The 19,904-nt window shown below is 46.0% G+C and carries 19 protein-coding genes; all 19 read right to left on the minus strand.

Annotated features, from left to right (window positions below; all coding sequences use genetic code 11):
* Nucleotides 1-2 precede the first annotated feature (2 nt).
* On the minus strand, nucleotides 3-959 hold the full coding sequence (locus tag ACESSO_RS01270; RefSeq protein ID WP_373163236.1) for a N(4)-(beta-N-acetylglucosaminyl)-L-asparaginase: 957 nt from the start codon (nucleotides 957-959) through the stop codon (nucleotides 3-5).
* A gap of 103 nt (nucleotides 960-1,062) precedes the next feature.
* On the minus strand, nucleotides 1,063-1,587 hold the full coding sequence (locus ACESSO_RS01275; protein WP_373163237.1) for a GrdB-related putative oxidoreductase: 525 nt from the start codon (nucleotides 1,585-1,587) through the stop codon (nucleotides 1,063-1,065).
* A gap of 30 nt (nucleotides 1,588-1,617) precedes the next feature.
* Entirely contained in the window at nucleotides 1,618-2,985 is a 1,368-nt protein-coding gene (locus ACESSO_RS01280; protein ID WP_373163238.1) for a PTS sugar transporter subunit IIC, read from the minus strand.
* 14 nt (nucleotides 2,986-2,999) lie between these two features.
* The gene (locus tag ACESSO_RS01285) at nucleotides 3,000-3,320 is read right to left on the minus strand and encodes a PTS sugar transporter subunit IIB (RefSeq protein ID WP_373163239.1); all 321 of its coding nucleotides are present in this window, start codon (nucleotides 3,318-3,320) and stop codon (nucleotides 3,000-3,002) included.
* A gap of 64 nt (nucleotides 3,321-3,384) precedes the next feature.
* Nucleotides 3,385-3,705, minus strand: coding sequence for a PTS lactose/cellobiose transporter subunit IIA (locus ACESSO_RS01290; RefSeq protein WP_373163240.1), 321 nt, complete (start codon nucleotides 3,703-3,705; stop codon nucleotides 3,385-3,387).
* Between the two features lie 57 nt (nucleotides 3,706-3,762).
* Nucleotides 3,763-4,335 (minus strand): RDD family protein, encoded by a 573-nt coding sequence (locus ACESSO_RS01295; RefSeq protein WP_373163241.1) that lies wholly within the window; start codon nucleotides 4,333-4,335, stop codon nucleotides 3,763-3,765.
* 21 nt (nucleotides 4,336-4,356) lie between these two features.
* On the minus strand, nucleotides 4,357-6,258 hold the full coding sequence (locus ACESSO_RS01300) for a transcription antiterminator (RefSeq protein ID WP_373163242.1): 1,902 nt from the start codon (nucleotides 6,256-6,258) through the stop codon (nucleotides 4,357-4,359).
* Between the two features lie 852 nt (nucleotides 6,259-7,110).
* The gene (locus ACESSO_RS01305) at nucleotides 7,111-7,878 is read right to left on the minus strand and encodes an SDR family NAD(P)-dependent oxidoreductase (protein ID WP_373163243.1); all 768 of its coding nucleotides are present in this window, start codon (nucleotides 7,876-7,878) and stop codon (nucleotides 7,111-7,113) included.
* Nucleotides 7,875-9,164 carry a nitrate/nitrite transporter gene (locus ACESSO_RS01310; protein ID WP_373163244.1) on the minus strand — a complete coding sequence of 430 codons (1,290 nt, stop codon included), beginning with the start codon at nucleotides 9,162-9,164 and terminating at the stop codon, nucleotides 7,875-7,877. Before ACESSO_RS01310 ends, ACESSO_RS01305 begins: the two co-directional genes overlap by 4 nt.
* Before the next feature lie 78 nt (nucleotides 9,165-9,242).
* Nucleotides 9,243-10,190, minus strand: a complete 948-nt coding sequence (locus ACESSO_RS01315; RefSeq protein WP_373163245.1) for a transketolase family protein — start codon at nucleotides 10,188-10,190, stop codon at nucleotides 9,243-9,245.
* 2 nt (nucleotides 10,191-10,192) lie between these two features.
* The gene (locus ACESSO_RS01320) at nucleotides 10,193-11,032 is read right to left on the minus strand and encodes a transketolase (protein ID WP_373163247.1); all 840 of its coding nucleotides are present in this window, start codon (nucleotides 11,030-11,032) and stop codon (nucleotides 10,193-10,195) included.
* Nucleotides 11,033-11,057: 25 nt separating this feature from the next.
* Nucleotides 11,058-11,702 carry a phosphoribosyltransferase family protein gene (locus tag ACESSO_RS01325; protein ID WP_373163248.1) on the minus strand — a complete coding sequence of 215 codons (645 nt, stop codon included), beginning with the start codon at nucleotides 11,700-11,702 and terminating at the stop codon, nucleotides 11,058-11,060.
* 99 nt (nucleotides 11,703-11,801) lie between these two features.
* Complete coding sequence (locus ACESSO_RS01330; RefSeq protein WP_373163249.1) at nucleotides 11,802-12,803, minus strand: transketolase family protein; 1,002 nt, start codon at nucleotides 12,801-12,803, stop codon at nucleotides 11,802-11,804.
* A 14-nt stretch (nucleotides 12,804-12,817) separates the two neighbouring features.
* On the minus strand, nucleotides 12,818-13,681 hold the full coding sequence (locus tag ACESSO_RS01335; RefSeq protein ID WP_373163250.1) for a transketolase: 864 nt from the start codon (nucleotides 13,679-13,681) through the stop codon (nucleotides 12,818-12,820).
* Nucleotides 13,682-13,708: 27 nt separating this feature from the next.
* Nucleotides 13,709-14,560, minus strand: coding sequence for an SDR family NAD(P)-dependent oxidoreductase (locus ACESSO_RS01340; RefSeq protein WP_373163251.1), 852 nt, complete (start codon nucleotides 14,558-14,560; stop codon nucleotides 13,709-13,711).
* A gap of 38 nt (nucleotides 14,561-14,598) precedes the next feature.
* Entirely contained in the window at nucleotides 14,599-15,657 is a 1,059-nt protein-coding gene (locus ACESSO_RS01345) for a zinc-binding dehydrogenase (RefSeq protein ID WP_373163252.1), read from the minus strand.
* Between the two features lie 60 nt (nucleotides 15,658-15,717).
* On the minus strand, nucleotides 15,718-17,121 hold the full coding sequence (locus tag ACESSO_RS01350; protein WP_373163253.1) for an MFS transporter: 1,404 nt from the start codon (nucleotides 17,119-17,121) through the stop codon (nucleotides 15,718-15,720).
* 280 nt (nucleotides 17,122-17,401) lie between these two features.
* Nucleotides 17,402-18,400 (minus strand): zinc-binding dehydrogenase, encoded by a 999-nt coding sequence (locus tag ACESSO_RS01355; protein ID WP_373163254.1) that lies wholly within the window; start codon nucleotides 18,398-18,400, stop codon nucleotides 17,402-17,404.
* A gap of 10 nt (nucleotides 18,401-18,410) precedes the next feature.
* A complete protein-coding gene (locus tag ACESSO_RS01360; protein WP_373163255.1) occupies nucleotides 18,411-19,889 on the minus strand; it encodes a helix-turn-helix transcriptional regulator in 1,479 nt (492 codons plus the stop codon).
* Nucleotides 19,890-19,904: the final 15 nt, after the last annotated feature.

Consider the following 19,904-nt stretch of genomic DNA (forward strand, 5'->3'; position numbering starts at 1 on the left):
CCTTATTTCTCTACCAGCGGTGCCGTGCGTGTACGCATATACTCGTCCAACCATTCCTGACTCGCCACTTCATGAATGCACTTTCCATCTACATTTTTAGTCAGATATACGATTGGCTCCTGTCCTTCGGTTGCAACCGAAAAGGAAAAGCCTTCGATATTGGTTGCCACGCCCCATTCGCCTTTATTGTTCATCGCTATCAGCGACATATCACCCGCTTTGCCGCGGCGTTCACGCAGTGTTTTATCGAACAGATTGACAGCTGCCTCGCAGGCCTGCTGCGGGTGCATTCCCTCTTTCATCAGACGCACAATCTCATATGAAACGCAGCCCTTCATGACGTCTTCTCCCAAGCCGGTAGCGCTTGCGCCTCCCACTGCGCTGTCCACATAGAAGCCGGAACCTGATATCGGAGAATCGCCTACACGGCCCTTTCTCTTCATGAACAAACCGCTGGTTGATGTAGCCGCGGTCATTTTGCCTGCGCAGTCCAGACAAACCATACCCACCGTATCATGTCCGGTATACGGCTTGATTTCAGTTTCCTGCACTTCTTTGACGCGGTTATGGTAATGAATCTTGGCGCGGTCGGTTAACATATTCTTGCGCTCAAAGCCATTGCGATGTGCAAACTTTTCCGCGCCTTCTCCCACCAGAAGGTTATTGACCGGCTCCTGCGATAAGCGGCGCGCAATTGAAATCGGATTGGCAAAATCCTTGATTGCGGCCACTGCGCCAATATCCAGTGTATCGCCATCCATATAAGCCGCATCCAGCTCAACTTCCATTTCCTCGTTAGGCAGTCCGCCATACCCGACCGACTTATAGTACGGAAAATCCTCGACTTCCTTAATCGCGGTTTCGATTGCGTCGCCTGCATTTCCACCATTTTTCAGCATGCCACTCGCTTTTGTAATGCCCTCGACAGCCATTCTCCAAGTTGCAATAATGCCCCACATAACCGTTTCTTCCTTTCGTCTGACTAAAACTATATCATTTTTCCCGCAAAAAAGCGGGGGCGCGGCAATCCGTTACCGGAACCGCGCATCCCTCTTTCATTTTTCAGCGAAAGCAGTATTTCGCCGCTACTTCATCCTCACTCTTACCGTCTACCATAGCCTTTGCCAGCAGACACATACCTTCCAGCGCCTCGTTCAGACCGATACCACCCTTTTTCGGAGTTTCAACAATATGGATTTTATCCTTATATTGCGCAATCGTATCCTCATTTTCTTTGGACATTGCCGCAAATGCCGGAACTCCTGTGCTGGTTATGATATCATGCGCTACCTTAGCCGCCATCTTACCGTAACCAAGATAGTTAAACGCCGGACCACACATCACTACATCAGGCCCCAGTTTTTTAACCATCGCACACAGCTTACGGCTCACTTCTGCCGGGTCGTTTTCAAAAAATCCGTCTCCGCAGTACAGGCAAGCCACGACCCGTCCATCCACTTGCTTCAAAAACGGCTCCATCATGCGCGCCGGACCGACCGGATCTTTACTTGCGCCCAAAGGCACCATATGGTCATCCTTGATTCCTGCACCAGCCTGAATCTGGTCATAAATCATAATGATTTTCATAAAACATCCTCCTCACACGCCAACGCTTGCTTAAAGGTCATCAAACGACAGGTCATCCAGCGAGATGTCATCTTCATCTGCATGTTTGGTTGCCTCCGCTTCCTCCTTGATGTACTGATTATCCATAGCCTTGATAAACGGCATGTACACAAATACGCCCAAAACCAGCAACGCGATTTGCAGCAGACCGCCCACCCAGTTGGTAGCCAGAACACCCGAAATGCCCAGCGGACAAGTCCACGGAATATTAACGCCAGAACAAATCGGTACTAGTTTAAATGCCATCATGAAATAGGAAATGACAATGTTAATCGTCGGCACCAGCATGAACGGAATAATCATGGTCGGGTTAAGCACGATAGGCAAACCAAAGATAATCGGTTCGTTGATGTTAAAGATGCCAGGTACCAATGACAGCTTGCCAAGTTCCGTAATTCGTTTAGACTTACAGAACAGTATCATCGCAATAACCAGAGACAGGGTAGAACCTGCGCCGCCAAACGTTGCAAACAGGTCTTGGAATTGCTGGCAAATGATATGACCACTGCCTACACCCGTGCGGAAAAAGTCCAAGTTTTCCAGCGACAGTGTTTGCAGAATGGGATTGAACACTGCACCAACAACCGAACCGCCGTTGACGCCGAAGAACCAGAAGAAATGCAGGAAAATATAGGCCGTTACCATTGCGCCCAGCGTATCGCCCAAGTTCAGCAGCGGGGTCTGAAGGAACTCAAAGATGATCTGGAACGCGTTGGTGTCTGCAAAATTGAATGCCAGGTTGATGGCGCCAAATACGGTCATAACAATCGTAGCCGGAATCAGAGCGGAGAACGACTCAACAACCGTAGGCGGAACGCCGGCCGGCATCTTAATGACCCAGCCCTTCTTTTCTACCCATGCGTAGATATGTACCGAAACAAATGCACAAATAATACCAACAAAAATACCTTTCGCGCCCAGCCAGCCCAGAGACAGACCCGAAACCATAACGTCACCCGTGACGCCGTCCACAGTAACCGTGGACGGAATCAGGTACGGCATCAGCATAAACCAGCTCATCAGCGCAACCGCTGAGCCAAACAACGAATTGGTCTTCAGCTGCTTGGCAAAGCTGTTTGCAATACCCATAACGGCAAAGATAGCCATGATGGTAAACGTCGCATCCGAAGGCTTATTGAGCATGGACGCCAGTGTTTCACCAGTCGTCTCATTGACAACGATGGACGAAAGCCAATCCATCCATGCCTGAATCGGAAAGTTTGCAATAATTAAGAAAATAGAACCTGCAACCAGCAACGGCATAGATACCAGAAAACCATCACGAATTGCAATTAAGTATTTATTTCTACCAATCACTTCAGCCATTGGCATGAAGATTTTTTCAAGCTTGCGCAGCATATTGCTACCCCCTCTTACTTATTCTGCTTAATCAGCTTAATCGCGGTTTTGAGTACTTTCTCGCCGTCCATCATACCGTAATCACCTGCGTCAATCACCGCAATCGGAATGCCTTCCTTGCCATACTGCGCAACCGTTTCATCATACATATACTTCACCTGAGGACCCAGCAAAATGCAGTCCGGTCGGTCTGTATTCAAAATCTCCCCCAGTTTGTTATGTGCATACGCTGCAACTTTAATCGGCAGATTGTGCGCATCTGCGGTTTCCTGCATCTTGCTTGCCAGCATACTGGTGGACATGCCTGCCGAACAGAACAAATATATCTTTTTCATTATTATATTCCTCCTTTTTCATGAAACCATCGTGAATAGAGCGTTAGCGGCCTCCTTATTCCGCTTAGTTTGCCATCTCAGACAGTCTCTTGTACAGCTTAATATTTTCTTCCGCCATCAAGCGAATGGTTTCCGACGACATCATCTGGTCCTCTGCATGAAGTAGCAACAGGCTGGGCACGACTGGCGTGCCATTGGATTCCTGCTCAATCAAATCCGAATGCGCGTTATGTCCCTGTGCATAAAATCCGTCCCCCTCTTTAATCTTGGCTGTCGCCTCATCAAAATTTCCTGCCGCCGCCGCGCGCATTGCCTCAACATAGCTGGACTTCGCCATACCTACCGACGAAATAATGTTGAAACAAATCAGTTCCATACCTTCCATAATCATTCTCCTTGTTGAATATTTTTAAATTTCAATCGTCTTCTCTCGCATCCGGCATTATGCCTGGTGCTCAACCACTTGTGTACCGGCTACCCGGTCATGAATCGCCGTATGATTTCGTGTGACAACCAGCAAGGCCGAAACGGCACTAACCACCATGCCCACATACATCAGCGGCTTGACCAATTCCACACCTGTCAGGAGAGTTGCCAGCTGATGCCAAATTGTACTTGCTGTAACCAAACCGCCTTCCAGCACCATCATACCCACAAGCTGCCGCAAAAATATGGTCCCCGCCGACGCATCGGCACCATCTGCCTGAACAATTTTGAGTCGCAGCAATCGCTTTCCCGGCGTCTGTCCTTTCCACCCCCATGTCGGAATAACCGCATAATACAGCACTGCACACATCAGCGCCAGAACACCTGCAATTACACCGTACGGCGCAGAAAACAGCATAATATTTTGATTTTGCACGGTGTGGTACTGCCGCATCGAAAAAAATGCAATCGGCAGTGCCGTTGCCAATCCACCTACATACCAGTCAAACAGATATGCGAAAAACCGACGGCTCAAACTTGCCTGCGCGGTCTGTTCTTTAGCTTGCCGTTTCACCGCTGCCTTGGTCATACTCCCAGTCCTTTCTCTTCCTTAGTTATCTGCATGTATCACATGCTCCAAAAACTCCTCAAAGCTCTGAGCGCCTATCAATTCTGCAAATTTGACTCGGTCGCTTACAACATGGAACAACCAATCCAGAAATACCTTCAATACATTGTTATCTTCCTCACGTATCGCAAGCAATACCACTAAGCGGACATCAAAATCGCCCCATTTAACCGGCTCACGCAGCAATAAGATAGAAATGCTGGTCTTTTGCACGAAAGACCCCATCGCATGCGGAATAGCAAACCCATACACAAACGAGGTAGAAGCATACGATTCTCGATGCAGTACATATTCCTTCAGGCTGCCATCGTCCAGTCCGGCGGCCTGCACCTTTCCGCACAGAAAATCAATAATCTTATCCTGACTGTCCATACTTTGTTTAATATCAAACAGTTCAGGCCGCATGATATCCTGTACCTGACGCACAAATTCATGATGATACCGCGCTTTATCCATGCGGTTGAGTGTCTGAAAAATACGGCTCTCATCTTCGGCGCTGACGAACAACGAAATCTGTACGGTTGGAACGTTTAAATTATGCTGAAGCGGAACGGTAGACAAAATCAAATCCGGCTTGTCCTGACGGACTTTGCGCTCATCAAACAGATTATATCGGCTAACCATTTCCATTCGATTTCCGAACCGCTGCACCAAGCTGTTCATGCACTGTCTCGTCAACGTGATGTAACTGTTGGGGGCAATCAATACCGCCCGGTATCGTGGTACCGCGCTGGAACGCTCATATGCTAACCCAAGATGCAATGCTAAATAAGAAATTTCATTTTCATTCAGCTTGCATCCGTAAGCATCTTCAATACATCCGGCTACCGCAACAGCCATTTCGAAAATAAGCGGATATTTCCATTTGATTTCCGGTAAGCAAAAATTTTCAGGTTCTACTTGCTGATGTAAACGTTTGATCAGCAGACGAATATGTGACATAATGCCATTTACAAACTCTTCGTCACCACTCAAATCAATATCAAATCTTGCCTGTATGTTCTGCAAAATCAGCCGCGTCAAATTATCTAAATTCTCATCGCTCGGATCATGATAGAAGTTATTCTTTTTCATCAGCAGTTCGGCAAACCGACTAACCTCATCCTCTACCCGCTCAATATGATATAATTCTGCAATTTTCTGGAACAGCTCATCTGCAATCTGATATTCCAAACGTTTGGTCAACCGCGCATCGCAGTCCGTTTCCTCAACGAAATTGTGATGCAGTATACGCTCAACTGATACACCTGCGTGAAGCATCAGCATGGGATAGGCTAAATCCGAAATATGATAATCATATTTCTTACAAATTTCCTCCAATGCATCTTTGAGTTCCAAAAGGTCAAACTCCTGCCAAATATTCGCAATGGCGCTCAGATTGATAAAATTTCCTTCTGTCTCACGCGTCAATAGCTTTTTATATAGCTTACGCTTTTCGCTTTCTTCGCCCTCCAGCCGCAAATGGTTTTTACTGCGCACCAAACGCAATCCGGGATATTCGCGAATCATGGTACGTATTTTACGAATATCATTGTCAATCGAATAACCGCTGACAAACACCTGATTTTGCAATTCTATCAAGTTAATTTCCTGCTTATGAAACAACAGTTCTTTAATCAAATAAACACATCGCTGCTGTGATGTCTGTGGAATAGTTTCTTGTTTTGCATTCTGTCTGATATTCAATGCATTCGCATTCAAACTGTATCCATTTCTATGACTCGCTTTGATTAATTCATACTGCGAGTTTCGATTGAGTTCATCAATATCCGAACGAATGGTTCGGTCAGATACACCTAGCATCTGTGCCAATTCCCGCCCAGTAACCGGATGTCCTTCACTGTTCAGAATATCAATAATCGCCCTTTGTCTTAACGTCAACATTGGCTCTCTCCCCTTGCTATTTTAAATTATAAGACACAAAATTATTTTTTGGGACTATCATTCTTTCCTATCTATTAGGAAATACAAAATTAACTTAATTTTCTCCCTTTTTCATTCCTTTTTCCGAGTTTATACTCTATTTTAGACCACGAATCTCTTTTTTTGACAACGATTTTAAAAGATAAATTTAGGACGTACTGCAATTTTATTTCCGCAGTACGTCCCCTGAATTTGTTACTGATATGTTGTTTCCTGCTTTCTTAAATTTGTTTCTATATTTCCGGTACCACAGAACATTGCAAACAGAACTCATCTATTTTGTCATATCAAAGCCGATATGTATATGATTTTTTTGCAACATATAAAGAAAAATATACAACAGGCTTTTCATCAAAACTCACAAACAATCCAATGAAAGCCATAATTACTGAACCGATGAACGAAATATATTCGTTAAAGGTATGAGCCTGCAATTATGGCTGCCAATACACCTTAAAATCAGATGCAACTAAAAAAAGCTTTGCAAACATATTTTTCAATGTTTGCAAAGCTTCTTCAAATCTCTATTAAAATTTGCATTTTATTTATGCCCCAGCAATTTCCGCACAGCACATTTATCCAAATGCCCATACACACATCAAAAGGATAAGGAAGGCTGCTCCAAACATAGCTGTCGAAAGTACTAGTACTTCTTTCATGTTCCCTCCTATCAAACATTGAGTAAAATCGCTATAATTTTGGAGAGAGATACCATATAGATACCTCTCCCCACAAACATGACTCTCAAAGTGATTTGTTCGATGCATTTATATTTTTTGACTTTGACAGCCTATGTTTTGTCATGAAATACGTTTATACAGCAGTGAAACCACCATCAACCGGTATAATAGCACCTGTCGTATAGGATGAATGCGGCGATGAAAGATACAGAATGGTTGTATCCAATTCTCCCTGCTTGCCGCATCGATTCATTGGCAATACCACATTCAAATAGGCACTGACATAATCACTGGTCATTGTTTCTTCTGTCAGCTCCGTAATAAAGTATCCTGGGCAGATCGCATTTACGGTAATGCCATAACGAGCCCATTCCGCCGCTAAACTACGCGTCAGGTTGACTACCCCGCCTTTCGCTGCCGCATATGCAGTGCTGGGAAATTTCATGCTGGCAACCATGCCATACATGGACGCGATATTGATGATGCGGCCGTATCCCTGTTGAATCATAATGCGTCCAGCAGCCTGCGCCATCTCAAACACTGCGGTCAAGTCCAAATTGATGACACGCTGCCAATCCTCCAACGACAGGTTTTCGGCCCCACTCCCCGCACCTGCACCTGCATTATTGACCAGCACGTCGATCCGGCCATAGGTATCCATAATCGTTTGAATCGCCTGCTCAACCGCAGCATGATCGGTGATATCGCATTGTACCGGAAGGCATTGCACATCCAGTTTTCGAATTTCTTCCGCAACCGCCTCCAGCCTCTCCTTTCTGCGCGCCAGAATTGCAATATCAGCACCTTGTGCCGCCAACGTTTTTGCAAACTGTACGCCCAAACCAGACGATGCACCTGTAATAACGGCTACCCGACCGGTTAAATCAAACAAATCACTCATATTATTGTACACTCCATTTCTCCAGCATTCCCCACATTTTTCTTTTCAGTTTTCATATTGAGGACGATCCGCATCAGCGAATACACTACAACGACAATTCCGATTTGGATACAGAAAATCGGAATAAAGGATCCCCACGCATCGTACAACGCACCAAAGAGTAAGGATTGCGTAGCAACACCCGCTTGAAATACGCCCATCAGGTTGCCATTGATACTGGTTGCCGCCTTCTTTCCGAATACAGGCAATGTAATATTGGCATATATCCCCTGAATCGAATTGCCCATAGAGATAAATATAATGCTAAAGACAAGCGCAATCATGCCAACCGAAGTACTTCCCCAGATGATGGTTAAAACCAACCCTATGAGGAAACTCGCAAAAATTGTTGTCAAATAAGATTTTAGTCCGAATCTATCTGCAACCATTCCCACCACAATGGAAGCACAGCCACCCAACAAGGTAATAATGCTCGCCATTGTAGCCGCTGTGGATTGAGTTAGTCCTTCGGACATCCAAAACGTGGTCGCGTAAGTTGTAAATGTTGCCATCAGCATCGCCGACATGAAAACCGCTATGATCAGCATAACAAACGCTTTGCTTTTTCTTGCCTCTGCCGGGGTTAAATCATTGTTCGTATTCTGCACAACATTTTCCATGTTCTTTTCTTTTTCTGCATCCCAACCCAGAGGTTTCTGCCCCAGCTCTTCCGGAGTGGAACGAATCAAAAAGACCTCGCAAAACACCGCAATGACAACGGATAGGCTTCCTAAAATCAGATAAGTATTCATCTGTCCCACTCGCCCGATCAGTTGTCCCGCCAGAAACATGTAAAGCGATCCACCAAAGACAGCGCCGCTTACCACAATACCGATGATTGTACTGCGCTTTTTTATAAACCATCGATTGATAATCGATGTGCATGTGAGATGTCCACCATATGCAATGATAAATCCACTGATGCCGTTGGAAATATACACCATCCACGGTGCGGTTGCAAAAGCATTGATTAACATGAAGGCAGCACAAACACATGTGCCAAATACTAATACGGTCCGCGGAGAAAACTTCTTCAACACAAAACCGGACGACATCGCCGCAAAAAAGGCGATAATGGTACCAACAGAACTGGATCCAGCCAACACCGCCGTAGAACACTGAAATGTTTTCAAAAAGTGCGGCAACATGACTCCCCATAAGTAGCAGCATCCTAAATGTGCCAGCACAACCAATGTGCAGCCAACCGCTACCCTGTATCCAGAAAACTTCTCTTTCGTAGTGACCACTGTTCTCCTCCCTTCAACCAATAAATATCACAGACTTTCTCATCTGCAACAATAACAGCATTACTTTTTCTTTTGGAATCACGATTTCAGTGCAAGCGCCTTTTTGGCGCTTGCCGCAATCCCCTCTTTACTCAGCCCGTACGCCTTCAATACCAATGCTGCTTTACCGCTGCGACCAAACTCATCTTGCACGCCATTGCGAATCACCGGCACCGGGCAAACTCCGCTTAAGTACTCGCAAACCGCTGCTCCCAAACCGCCAATTACATTTGCTTCTTCTGCTGTGACGATGCAGCCCGTTTCTTTTGCGGCTGCAAGAACTGCCTGTTCATCCAGCGGTTTAATCGTATGCATATCCAACACGCGAGCTTGAATCTGCTCCTCCGCCAGAAGTTCCGCAGCTTTCAGCGCCATCTGAACCATCATCCCGTTTGCAATGATTGTCACATCCGACCCTTCCCGCAGTTTCGCAGCTTTACCCAATTCAAACCGATATCCCTCAATGGTATCCGTCACGGTTTCTACTGCCAGACGTCCCAAACGCATGTAGGCCGGACCGTCATAATTGAGCAGTGCCTCTGTTGCCAAACGCATTTCATGACTGTCGCACGGACACAGCACCATCATGCCCGGGATTGCCCGCATCAGCGCAAAATCTTCAATACATTGATGCGTCGCTCCGTCTTCACCTACACTTAATCCACCATGAGAACCTACTACTTTGACATTCAAATGCGGATAGCAAATAGAATTGCGCACCTGTTCCCATGCGCGCCCTGCAGCGAACATGGCAAACGTATTGACAAACGGCTTGAGACCACAGGTTGACATGCCTGCGGCAACCCCCACCATATTGCATTCCGCGATGCCCATATCGAAGAAACGCTCGGGATAACTTTTCATAAAGCCTTTGGTCATGGTTGCGCCTGCCAGATCCGCGTCAAAAACAACCAGCTTCGGATATTTCTCCGCCAGCTCTACCAGTGCATTCCCATATGCCGCACGCGTTGCGATTTTTTCAGCCATTTTTATCCCTCCAGTTCCTGCAATCTTGCTTCCAGCTCTGCTTTGGCCTGCGCATACTGTTCATCATTCGGCGCTTTTCCATGCCAGCCCGCGTCGTTTTCCATGAAGCTGACTCCCTTGCCCTTAATGGTCTTGGCTAAAATCATGGTCGGCTTTCCCTTGATGCTCTCCGCCTCTGCAAATGCGTTCTCGATTGCCTCATAATCATGGCCGTCAATCTTGATTACATGCCAGCCGAAGGCCTCAAACTTCTGATCCAGCGGCTCGGTGGGCATAACATCCTCGGTTTTGCCATCGATCTGCAATCCGTTTACATCCACAACCGCACACAGATTGTCCAGTTTGAACTTTGCAGCCGCCAGCATTGCCTCCCATACCTGACCTTCGGCAATCTCACCGTCACCCATGATGGCATAAACACGATAGCTTTTTTTGTTATACTTTCCACCAAGAGCCATGCCAACCGCAGCAGAAATGCCTTGTCCCAAAGAGCCGGTGGACATATCCACACCAGGCACATGCATTTCCACATGCCCCGACATGTGGCCATCGATCGATCGGAACATTTTCAGATCTTCTTCCGGAAAAAAGCCTCGCAGAGCCAGAACCGAATACACCGCCGGCGAACAATGCCCCTTGGACATAACGAAGCGATCCCGATCCGGATCCTGCGGTTGATTCGGATCGACATGCATTACGTCAAAATACAGCGTCGTTAATATGTCCATACAGCTCAGCGAGCCACCGGGATGCCCCGATGCTGCGTCATGCACCATTTTAACTGCGAGCAGACGCGCTTTGGTTGCCTGAATGGACAACTCCTGCAGCTTAGATTTTTCCATTGATTCATCCATCCTTTCATGGAAATCACGGTTGCTGAAAGCATTTCAGGCAAACGTGCTGAAATGCATCCGTAAAGTTGCTCAGGTCGGTATATGAAATAAAAGTCACACTGGAAACGCCAAAATACGCCTTCATCTCAGGCAGCGACAATTTTTGTGCCAACAGGTCCCTCTGCGGCATACAGCCGTATGGACAGGGCGATGCGCAAAGCGAAGTCGGAATTAAAATATGAATTTCTGACACTCCATGCTGCTTCAGCCGTTGACAGACTGTTTTGAGCGTTGTACCGGTGAAAATCGCTTCATCTACCAGCGCGATCCTTTTCCCCTCCAGCAGGCCTGGCAGCAGCAGCATGTTATCCAAAATCATACGTTCCCGCATCTGCTGATCCGGTTCCCACAAGGTGCGCTGTTGCCCATCTCGCTTGACCAGCGCCTGCAAATACGGCACACCCAGCGATTCCGCCGCACCCATTGCATAGTACAAACCGGAATTTGGCACAGGAACAATATAATCCAGTCGACTTTCCAGTACCGCTTTTGCTTTTTCGCCCAAAAAACGGCCTAATTGATACCGAAAACATCCTATCTGTGCTTTTCCCTCCAGCTCAGCCGGACTACAGGTATACAACAGGCGAAGAGCACAAATTTCATTTAATTGCTGTTTCATGAATATATCCTCTTATTTTTTCACAGCCCCATCCTGATTTTCGGAACGGATGGGGCTGTATACCTTACCACTGATGCAACTTCTTGGGTATTCCAAAAATTATTTCAGCATCTCGCGCACTGTTTTCTTGATTCCTTCCGGGCCAAAGCCATAATGATCATACAGCTCCCACATATCACCAAGATGCGGGAACCCTTCATTTCTGGGAAGGCCCAGCGCTTTATACTTGATACCCAGACCAGACTTGGCAAGCACTTCAGACACCGCTCCGTTCAGGCCACCAATATCCAAATGATCTTCCACTGTGATAATCACACCGGTTTCCTTTGCAGCCTTAATGATAGCTTCTTCATCCAGCGGCTGAATGGTGTGCATATCCAGCACCCGCACATGGATGCCTTCTTTTTCAAGGCCATTAGCCGCAGATACCGCCAGTGCAACTGTCGAACCACAGGCAATCACCGTAGCGTCGTTACCCGGTACTGCTTCAATCGCCTTACCAACCTCAAACTTATAATTGGTATTGGTATAAACCTGCGGCTCTTTGCCGCGCGTCACGCGAATGTTGACCGGACCCGGAATGGATTCCGTTGCACGAATCGCTTTTTTACACTGATCCGCGTCAGAAGGGACAATACATGTCATATTTGGCATGACTCGCATGATTGCAATATCCATGATATTGTAGTGCGTAGGACCGCCGCCGGAGGTCACACCTGCATGCGTGTTAATCAGTCGTACCGGAACATTCTGATATGCAATATCCGTGTGCACCTGATCCAGCGTGCGCAGCGCCAAGAAGGGCCCGAAACCATTTAAGAAAACCGTCTTGCCGCACAGCGCCAAGCCCGCAGCCGCGCCTACCGCATTCTGTTCTGCAATGCCTAATTCTACAAAGCACTGCGGGTACTTTCCCTTTAGCTCCACCAGCTTACCGGAATAAGAAGCACCCTCGGCGGAAACAAACATATACTTGGACGGATCCGATGCAAAAATATCCGCCATTTCTTCAATATAGGCTTCTCGTGAGGACGCACCCGTCAAGATATTCATATGACCAAGGTTGGTTAACTCCTCTGTAAACGTAATTCTTTCTGACATAATTTGCTTCCTCCTTATTTCTCAGCCGCGTGCGCGTCAACCGAATCAAAGCACTGCTGCAGGAATTCTTCTGTGGGAACAAAACCCAAATGACTTGCTGCCGTTCCTTCCACACCGCCCAGCATGGTATATCCCTTAATCGTATGGGAAATAATCGCAATCGGCTTGGTTCGTGTCTGAGAATCAGACGGCGGCAAAGAATGCAGCGTCCGCACGATATCTTCCATATCGTGCCCATCCATTTCCAGGACGTCCCAGTTAAATGCTCTCAGCTTATCCGCCAAAGGCTCCAAATTCATTACGTCTTTCACCGGACCCATGCAGGAACACTTATTGTAATCAATAATCAGAACCAGATTGCCAAGTTGGTAATGCGCCGCAGCCATAATGCCTTCCCAGATGGAACCTTCATCCATTTCACCATCACCGGTCATGCAGATCACGCGATAATTTCTCTTATCCACACGTCCTGCAACCGCCATGCCAAATGCAATGGACAAGCCATGGCCCAGCGACCCGGTCGACGCCTCAATTCCATCGATATAATGCATATTGGGATGCATGCCAAATCGACCGTCGATCTTATTGTAGCCGTTCCAAAGATCTTCGTGCGTATAGAGTCCTTTATCGACCAGAATATTGTAGAGTACGTGACCGCAGTGGCCTTTACTCAATACAAAGCGATCGCGATCCGGATCGTGGATTTGCTCCGGGGACCAATTCATGAAATCATAATAGAGCGCCACCGCAACATCCAGCATAGAGTTGCCGCCACCCAGATGCGCATAACCGATTTTATTGGTCGTCACATACATATCCTTGCGGATTTGTACAGCTTTTTCTTTTAACGCTTTCACTTTTTCCATATCGACTGCCATAAAAATACCTCCTATGTGATTGTTTAATCAGTACAGCGTTTCACCGCCGTCTACAATGATATCCGTGCCAACACAGAAAGCAGCCAAGTCGGTTGCCAAAAATGCGACCGTTGCCGCAACATCCTGCAAATATCCAAAGCGGCCAATCGGAATCTTCTCAACCGCATTACGCATCATGCATACCGGTATTGGATCGTGGATACCGGACAGCACCACACCCGGACTAACGCTATTGATGCGAATCCCATATTTTATGTATTGCAGCGCCATTGCATGGGTCAGATGCAAGGCTCCGCCCTTAGATACATGATACGCATAGCCAAAATCGTCCTTCCAGTTGGTGTTCACGATATGACCGCTTTGCGATACGGTATGTACAATCGAACCGCCATGACCATCGCGCTTCATGATATTCGCACAGGCTCTGCTGACCATCATCATGCCAACCAAATTGATGTTCAGTACCCTTTTGAATTCCGCTACGCCAATATCCGGGTTATCCCCTGGTAAAATAATGCCTGCATTGCTATGGCAAACATCAATCGTTCCAAATTCCCGATCCGCTGTCTGGATACACTCCATCACACTATTTTCGTCAGATACATCCCCCAGTGCATAAATTGCTTTCACACCATATGACCGTGTGATATCCGCACAAATGCTTTCCAACGCATCCTTTTTGCCGGGAATATCCACCAGACAAACGTCACCGCCCAGTTCCGCAAAACCTTTTGCTGTCGAACGACCAATCCCGCCTGCCGCGCCGGTCACCAAGCATTTTTTCCCTTCGAGCGTAAATAACGCTTTAAGAGAGCCGATTTCCCTGCACTTAAAGTCCGGATGATCTTTGCACAGAATATTAGGAGAATTCAAGTCCATTTCGTAACTCCCTTCTTCGATACCGTTATGCCGAGTTTTTACTCACCTGCGACACGGAAAATAACCTTGGCATATTTGCCGGAAACCGCATCATCAAAAGCCGCTTTATATTCATCCAGCGAATACTCTTTCTCCGCAATTGCATCAAGATTGACCAGCGGAAGCATCTCAATCGTCTTGGGGAAACAGTCCGACGAAGTGTACATGCCATGAATATGTTTCTGCTGCAAATACATTTGGCTGAACAAATTGACCTTCAAATCAAAATCCGGTTTATACATGGCAAAAAATACAACATTCCCATCCGGAGCCAACATATCCAGTGTCGACTGTGCTGCTGAGGATGCACCGGAAGAATCAATAATGCAATCAAAACCGAGACCGTTCGTCATTTTGCGGATTGTCTCAGAAACATTCGGATCGTTCGGATTCAGCACGGCATCTGCACCCAGATCCAAGGCCATTTTTTGACGGCTTTCTGCCAGTTCAAATACCACAATCTTAGACGCGCCTGCATGCCGGGCGAGCTGCAGAGCCATCAGTCCAATACCGCCGCCGCCAAAAATCGCCACCTTCTTGCCAAACGATACTTGAGCCGTCTGCACCGCATTCAGCGCGATCGTCATCGGTTCAGTCATGCAAGCCTGCCGCAACGTAACATTTTCCGGAATTTTATACACCTGAGACATGTGCCAGGATACATATTCCGCCATTCCGTCTGCCGAAGCCTTCGCCTGCTTGCACAAGCCCTCTCGACCCGTATGACACCAGTAGCATGTACCACACGGCTTTGAATAGTTTGCCGTAACACGATCCCCCACTTTAAAGCCATTGGCAGCCGCCACTTCACCCACTGCGTCAATAACGCCGGAAATTTCATGCCCGGTTCGAATCGGGAGTCTGCTTAAAATACGAGGACGCATCGGCCCTAATTCACCACGCAATGTATGTGGATCCGAGCCGCAAATTGATGCATACGCAATCTTAATCCGTACCTCTTCCGGACCCGGCTCCGGAATCGGAACCTCTTTCATATCAATCGTACCCATCGTTTTCTTTTCCGGGTCTCCAATTGAAGTGATAAACAATGCTTTCATTTTATTATCTCCTTTCTATCATTGATCATCTTTTGAGATCGTTTTTAACCAATCACGTTTTCAGGTGATACCACGGCGTTTTTCCAATTCATTGACGATTTCACTGTGCTTTTTACTGTCCATATCATAAACAAGCAGATAACCAATCGCACAAATGACACATAATATAGCTGGTATGATTGACATACTCAAATTCAATGCGGTCAAAACCGATGCATTCTGCGTGATATTCGGCACATAACCCAGTGCATCCAGCCATGCAATCAGAATTGCCGGGCCTACTGCGCCGCCGGCCTTGAGCATCAGAGAAATAAAGGCCGAAAGAAAACCATCCACGCGAATACCGTATTTGTATTCTGCAAAGTCTGCATTATCTCCATCGCAGCTATAACGCAACGCACTCGCAGCGGTCTGAAAGAGATTGGAAAACGCATAGAAAACCCAGAACACGATCTGCTGCGGAATGAACCAGAAAATCGGAATATAGAAAAGACCCGAGAGTCCAAACCCAATCGCCAACGCATAGCCCTTATGTCGAAATTGCCTATAGAGCCAAGGACATACAAACCCGGATCCAATAATACCTGTGGCAATGCCCACAATACCTGTAACCGAATACAATTCAAAATTACCGGCGTAATAAGTAAAATAATATGCCATGATTGTCATTCTGCCATAGGCCAGAAAGCCCACCATGAACTGCCCGAACAAACAAATAAGTGCATATTTATTTCCAAAGAGACACTTCATTTGTTGGCTCAGCGGAATCCTTGCGCCTTTTTTCATTTGTTCGGGAGGCGGCTGAACACGCTCCTTACTTTTCACAGCAGACCAGATGATCGTAGGAAGGCCAATTACGACACTCACAATAACTGCCAGAGAATATCCACGAGCGCTATTCGCAGTTCGGTTGGTGCCGGAAAGAAGCAGTATCAGAGTTGCTGCAATCAGATTCGTAAAATTGGAACCAATGTTTGCAAAAACCATACGAACACCGGCCAGTTTAGTACGTTCCTCTGTATCCGAGGTTATGACCCCGTTCAGCGCGCCATATGGCATATTGCAAGCAGTAGAGGCAACCGTAATCAATATATAGATCACCCACATCCAACCTACTTTAACTGACATGGGCCATGCAGGTTGTGCTGCAAACAGTAAAATAATAAGTAGTGACATCACAGTACCGCCGATCGCAACCCATGGCCGATACCGTCCCCATTTCGAATGCGTTCGATCGGCAAGCGACCCAATAATGGGATCGTTGATAGCATCAAAAATACGTACTCCCAGCATAAGCAAAGAAACAGATGTCGCCGCTACGCCTATATAATCTGTGAAAAAGATTGCCATAAAAGCACTGATCCAGATATAAATGGAATTATATCCAAACTCAGAAACCGCAAAGTTAATGCGTTCGCGAAAATCCAATTTCACTTTTGTGCTTTGATATTCTGTTCCCTGCATGCATTTCCCTCCTTATTCCTGCTTTACTAAGTATTTTTTAGAATTGTTCCCGCTATACTGCTATTTTCTTTGGTACACACAAAGCATTATCGTCAAATCAACCAATTTAACTTTTTATTAGCAGCGTTTCTTTGTACTTATATTCTAAGTCAGGTTGTGATTAAGCAACAACGGGACATTTTCTCCTTTGAGGAATAAACAGATGGATTTTTTGCACTTCAACAAAAACAAAGGCAGCGGGGTGGACAAATTTGTCCACCCCGCTGCCTTTGTTGCTTTTTTATTTGGTTACTTCTACAAAAACACGCGGTAATTTCCCGCTATATGCGGCTTCATAAGCCTCTTGCACTTGTTCCAAAGGAAACGGATTGCTGTTCAATACTTCCAAATTCAGCTTTGGCAATATTTTCATGGCTCTGTCCAAAAGATATGGCGCCATGAATGAAGTCAACAAAGTGATTTCCTTCGAATAAAGCGTCGGCAAATCAATCGTAATGTTGCTTTTTCTCTCATGCAGCGAAAAAAGTAAAAATGTCCCGCCCCGTGCTAACAAGCTAATTCCTTCCGGTAATGCCGCTTCATTTTTGGAAACATCAAAAACACATTGATATCCCAATCCGTCTGTAATCTCCATGCCTCGTGCTACAAGATTTTCTGAATATGGATCAATCGTCTCATCTGCCCCCAGCGTCTTGCACATCTGTCGTTTCGACGCAATCGGTTCACTGACTGTAACACTTGCTGCGCCGCACATACGCACTAATTGCAGCATAATCATACCGGCTCCGCCGCCTCCCAACAACAGTACGGAATCCCCCACATGGATTTGTGCACGTTCCACGGCATGAATACAAGACGCTACCACCTCTGATACGGAGGCCAGTTGTAACGGAATTTGTTCCGGTATTTTACAAATTTGATTGCTGTCCAGTACAACATATTCTTGCATTGCACGCTGCGGATACATATTTAGGCAAAGATTTTCCTGCCCACGTCGGCAATATGGACATCGACCGCAAAAACGCCATACATACCCTGTCACCCGATCTCCTATTTCGTAGCCAACCTCTGCCGCTCCTTGCCCAAGTTCTGTAATTACACCGGAGAATTCATGTCCAACTGCATTGGTTTGTACGCCATTGACAAAGCTTTCCAAATCGTCGGCGCAGATAGAAACATATCGAACACGAATTTTTACATCAAAGCTATTCACAATTCTTGGTTCAGGCAAATCAACAACTTTGGCTTCCTGCGGACCTATAAACGCCACTGCTTTCATCAGAACCCTCCTATCGTTCTTTATTTTGCAATTGAACAATATAAGAAGAAGGACTTGTATTCATCTTCCGTCTAAAGACCCGACTAAAATATTTGGGGTCGGTATAACCGACGCGGTTAGCAACCTTTTCGACATTATGTTCACCTGCACGAAACAATGCCTTCGCTTCCAATATGCGAACACGGGTTAAGTAATCTGTAAAACCAATACCAAGAATTTTCTTAAATTGTCTGCTGAAATAGGTAGCCGACATTTGAAAATGTTGCGCTACACTTTCCATAGACAGCGCTTCTCCATAATGTTTCCGTACATAATGAAGCGTTTGCAGTATTTTTCGATATTCTCCCGGTACCTGTTCGACCTCATGGCAGCTTTTCGTGATTTTAATATGCACTGCCCGACGTTCTTCTTCTATTGAATCATAAATTGGTTCTTGCACCGCATTTTCCGGAATATCCCTATCCCAAATGATTGAAACCAGCTCAATAGAATCCTGTAATCGCTCTTGCACGTATTGCAGTGCAGTAAAATCCATGCTGGGTGCCAAATACGCATCATAAATCATATCCACAGCATCCAGCGCATTCGTCGTATTGCCGTCTAACATGCTCAGCACCATCTCATCGATGAGTTTGTTGACCTGAGAATAATCAAAAGAACGTCTTTGTTCAAATTGTGTTACGGTGAATATAACATGATTTGGACAGAAAAACAAAAAACGTTCCAGCGCTTTTACCTGCTCATATGCACTGCATGCCGCCATACGATTGATTTTATCGCTGACAAGAATGGGATAAATCACAGTCCCAACAGACTGCAAATATTGAGCAATCGACTCAATCATTTCTCCCATAACTTGAATAGAATACAAAATACTTATTTTTTCCGGTTCTTTCAAAACCAAGCATATGCTCTCTTCCGTTTCCCAGAAACAGTTCAGAAAAAAGCTGCCAAAAACAGTGATGAGTTGATCATTCAACTGATTTTTTGTGGGCCAAGTGCATCCTTTATGCCGTATAATCCGCATCAAATAGAGCCACTGCTTTTCCCGCACGCCAGCAAGTATTTCAGCGAGTTTCTCCTTACTATCTGTCAAACTGCCGACTTGTAAATCCGTATTTACGTTATTCTCCTGCGAATCGGAAATCTGCTCACATAGATGCTTGATGTATTGCGTAGTCAGCTCGGTTTCTGACAGCAAATGTGCGCCCAAATCGTTACAGGTCACTTTTTTCCATTTTCCATTGCTGCCTACAAAAATCAACTTGGCCTGTGCATTTTGGTGATAAAGATTTTTAGCCAGTTCTTCAACATTACTAAACATCAATTTGCCCAAAATTAAAATGTGAGGTTTAATAGAACGCACCTTTTCCAAACCACACACATCATTATATTCAACAAATAAGGAAACGCCCAAGCTTGACCAATCAACACTTTTTTTAGCCGTATTGCATGGGTATAGTCTGCGTCGATCAATAAAGCTTTCCACATTTCATGTCTTTCC

This window comes from Agathobaculum sp. Marseille-P7918, from assembly GCF_964248325.1.
GTDB lineage: Bacteria > Bacillota > Clostridia > Oscillospirales > Butyricicoccaceae > Agathobaculum.